Genomic DNA, 3,428 nt, shown 5'->3' on the forward strand with positions numbered 1-3,428 from the left:
TTGTGGTTTTTTTCCCCCCCCCCCCCCCCCCCCCCCCCGCCCCCCCCCCCCCCCCTCCCTCCCCCCCCCCCCCCCCCCCCCCCCCCCCCCCCCCCGGGGCAGCCCGTACGGCGTGCCGTTGCTCAGAACGTCCACCGCGTATGCGTGTACACCCCGCGGTCGCGGCCGAAGCCGTACGCGGTGGTCGGGGCCACCGCGAACACCATCGCCTTCCCTTGCCGGAACGCGTCCCCGATGCCGTGGAAGGTGCCCTCGGGCGAGGTGATGTGCGGCCCGTACTTCGCCTCGTACGCCGCGATCACCTCCTCCAGTACTGCCGGGTCGGCAATCGGATGCGCCTTGCCCTCGACCACGAGGTCGAGCCCTTCGGTGAGCGAGTTCCCCCCGGTGGTCAGCGCGCAGTGCCCGTCATGGGCGAGGTTCTTCGCCTTCTGCTCGCCCGGGCCGGTGGAGAAGTACAGCACGCCGCCGTGCCAGGCGGCGATCACGGGCGTGACGTGCAGTCTGCCGTCGGGCCGCACCGTGGAGACCCAGAAAACCTCGGCGGCCTCCAACCGCCGCTGGGCTTCGGCCCACTCGGTGGGGGTGACGTCCTCGGCCCCCGGGCGGGGATTGAGCGCGGAACTGTAGCGAGCGTCGAGCTCGGTCGTGGGCTGCTGGGCGGATCCGTATGCCGGCATGGCGGATCTCCTTCCTGTTCCCCTCCGTAACGACCGGCAGCCCGCACCGGGATCACCGGCGCGCCCGTTCGTGGCTCCGCCGGACGTCCTTGCCGGACGTCCTTCCGCCGGACGTCCTTCCGTCTGACGCCGCGCCTCTGTCTTTTGGCAGAGGCGCGGATCCGCCGTGAGGCGCATGCCGTCGCCGTCTTCGGTATCGATACTGGTCAGCGTGTGGTGTAGCCCTCCTGCCCGTTCGTTCAGCCGGCCTGCCCGCGGTCGTCGGCCCGCGCGGTTTTCCGGCGGGGCCGTGCGCGCGGCGGGGGAGACGGCCGGGGTGGTGCTCGCCGGGCTGGCTGTGTGGGTGGCGGTCGCGGGCCTGGAGCTGCTGACCCGCCCGTATCCGCCTCTGCCGGCGCTGGCGGTCGCCGCCGCGCTCTTCCCGCTGCGCCGCCGCTTCCCCGCGGCCGTGCTCCTCGCGCTCGCCGCGCTGACGGGCCTGGCGTTCTGCGTCGGCCCGGTCACGGCGGCGACCGCGTACACGGTGGCGCGACGGACGGCCGCGGCGCGGCGGCGCGCCCGGCTGCCGGCCGCGGCGGCGACCCTGGTCGTGGTGGCTGCGGCCGTGGCCGCGCCCTGGCTCGGCCCGGGACGGGTGCCGTACGGACTCGCGCTCGGCCTCATCCTCACCCCGACCGCCGTGATCGTCCCCGGCCTGGTCGGCACCTCGTACGGGCAGCAGCGCCGCCTCGTACGAGCGCTGCGTGAGCGCGGAGACGCCGCCGAACGGGCCCGCCGGCTCGCCGACAGCGAGGCCCGCATCCACGAGCGCTCCCGTATCGCCGCCGAGATGCACGATCTGGTGGGACACCGGCTCAGCCTCATCTCGCTGCATGCGGGCGGGCTGGAGCTGGCCCTGGAGCGGGCCGATCCCGAGCTGCGCGAGGAAGCCGTCCTGGTGCGGCGGACCACCCGGGACGCGATGCGCGAGCTGCGCCAGGCCCTCGGGGTGCTCGGGCCGCTCGGCCGCGACACCGGGCCCGAGGCGCTGACCGACGCCACCGGCACCCGCGCCGACATCGAAGCCCTGGTGGCGGAGTCCCGGGACGGAGGGATCGTCGTACGGCTCGACTGGACCGGGCCGGACCTCGACGCCCGGCCGACGCCGGTGCGGCGCGCGGTGCACCGGCTGGTACGGGAGGCCCTGACCAACGTGCACCGCTACGCCGGTGCGGCCCACGTCACCGTGACGGTGGTGCACGGCGTCGAAACGGTCCAGGTCACCGTCCGCAACGGCGCCCCGCCCGAACCCCCCGTGCCCTCCGTACCCCCCGGCGCCGCCGTGACCCTGGGCACCGGCCGCGGGCTCACGGGGCTCAGGGAGCGGGTGGAGCTGTTGGGCGGGACCTTCGACGCCGGCCCGCTGCCGACCGGTGGCTTCCGGGTGGAGGCGGCCTTCCCGGCCGAACCCGGCGCCGCCCCCGCCCGCAGCCGGCCCGGCGCCGTACCGCGGGGAGCGGACGAGGTACCCGGCACGGACGGCACGGACGGCACCCTCGGCACAGACGCCAAGGACGCCGAGTACGCCGAGTACGCCGACTCCGGGGTGGCGCAGGCACTGACGCTCACCCTGGGGCTCGTGGCGCTGAGCGTGCTGATGGCCCTCGGGACCGCCTTCGTGTACGCCACCGCGCCGCGGAAGGACCATGCCGGGCCGCGCCCGCTGCCCCGCGTCGGCATGACGTACGGGGACGTGGCCGGGCTGGGCGTCCTGGACAACGCGGCGGTTCGGGCCGCGGCCACCGCCCACGAGCCGCCACGCCCCCCTGGCACTGCGGGCTGCATCTACCCGTTCAACGGCGGCACCGAGCCCCGCCCCGGCACCCTGCGGGTCGCCCGCTACTGCTTCGACGCCGCACAGCGTCTCATCGCCATCGACCGTTTCACCGTCCCGTCGGTCCGGGACGCCGCACCTTGGGAGACCCCGTGACCGAGCCCGCCCGGCCCATCCGGCCCAGGCAGCCCATCCGTGTCCTGCTCGCCGACGACGAAACGATGATCCGGCACGGCGTGCGCCTGATCCTGCGCCACGCCGACGGCATCGACGTCGTCGCCGAGGCCCGCGATGGACGGCAGGCCGTCGAGCTGGCCGCGGCGCACCACCCCGACGTGGTACTGCTGGACATCCGCATGCCCGTGTGCGACGGGCTGACCGCGATCGCTCCGCTGCTCGCCCTCGACCCCGCGCCGCGCGTGGTCATGCTGACGACCTTCGGCGACGACGACAACGTCGTCCGGGCGCTGCGGGAGGGCGCCGCCGGGTTCCTGCTGAAGGACGAAGGCCCCCAGGAGCTGATCAGCGCGGTCCGCGCGGCGGCCGCCGGTGACGCCGTGCTCTCCCCGGGCGTGACCGGGGCGGTGATCTCCCGCATGCTGCACGCCGGCGGCCCGGAGGATGCGGGCGACGCCCCCGCGGACGAGCGGATCGCCCGGCTCACCGGCCGGGAGCGGGAGGTGCTGGCGATGCTCGGCGAGGGGTTGTCGAACCAGGACATCGCCGCGCGGCTCGGCATCGGGACCGGCACGGTGAAGACCCATGTGGGCGCCATCCTGGACAAGACCGGTTCCACGAGCCGGGTGCAGGCGGCGCTGCTGGCCCACCGGACCGGCCTGGGGGGGGGGGGGGGGGGGGGGGGGGGGGGGGGGGGGGGGGGCAGGGGGGGGGGGGGGGGGGGGGGGGGGGGAGGGGGGGGGGGGGGGGGGTGGGGT

3 protein-coding genes are annotated in these 3,428 nt (G+C 75.9%); 2 read left to right on the forward strand and 1 reads right to left on the reverse strand.

The window, feature by feature from the left end; all coding sequences use genetic code 11:
- Positions 1 to 122 precede the first annotated feature (122 nt).
- Positions 123 to 680, reverse strand: coding sequence for a pyridoxamine 5'-phosphate oxidase family protein (locus AC068A_RS36585; protein ID WP_478590610.1), 558 nt, complete (start codon positions 678 to 680; stop codon positions 123 to 125).
- Positions 681 to 969: 289 nt separating this feature from the next.
- On the opposite strand from AC068A_RS36585, the gene AC068A_RS36590 reads away from it, so the two are divergent.
- Together AC068A_RS36590 and AC068A_RS36595 are read left to right on the forward strand one after the other, a co-directional pair.
- Complete coding sequence (locus AC068A_RS36590) at positions 970 to 2,649, forward strand: sensor histidine kinase (protein ID WP_478590611.1); 1,680 nt, start codon at positions 970 to 972, stop codon at positions 2,647 to 2,649.
- Positions 2,646 to 3,428 (forward strand): response regulator (locus AC068A_RS36595; RefSeq protein WP_478590612.1); only part of this gene is annotated, 783 nt, incomplete at its 3' end. The genes AC068A_RS36590 and AC068A_RS36595, both read left to right, overlap by 4 nt.

This window comes from Streptomyces sp. NPDC043854, assembly GCF_056436005.1.

Bases quoted from the DNA above. Each gene is read 5' to 3' on its own strand.
- AC068A_RS36585 (WP_478590610.1), bottom strand. From the start codon at position 680: ATGCCGGCATACGGATCCGCCCAGCAGCCCACGACCGAGCTCGACGCT.